This is a genomic window from Belnapia arida, from assembly GCF_016773205.1.
Classification (GTDB): Bacteria; Pseudomonadota; Alphaproteobacteria; order Acetobacterales; family Acetobacteraceae; genus Belnapia; species Belnapia arida.
On sequence record NZ_JAETWB010000227.1, the window covers coordinates 1 to 238 of the forward strand.

The 238-nt window shown below is 65.1% G+C and carries 1 protein-coding gene; it reads left to right on the top strand.

Annotated elements, in window-relative coordinates; translation table 11 throughout:
- Positions 1–238 (top strand): hydantoinase/oxoprolinase family protein (locus JMJ56_RS33495; RefSeq protein WP_328702531.1); only part of this gene is annotated, 238 nt, incomplete at both ends.

A 238-nucleotide genomic window follows, 5' to 3' on the forward strand; every position in this document is an offset into this window, starting at 1 on the left:
TATATCAAGCTCAACCGCAAGCGGTCGATGTTCGCCATCGAGGAGGAGCTCAGCGACCCGCTCGATATGGACCCGATCGAGGTCGCACGCGTGATCAAGGACGGTGTCGACGAGCAGATGGCCATCGGCATCGGCAAGGAGCTGCGGGTGCGCGGCTACCTGCCGGAGGACTTCACCATGCTGGCCTACGGCGGCAACGGGCCGCTGCACGCCTGTGGTGTTGCCCGGCACGCCGGTA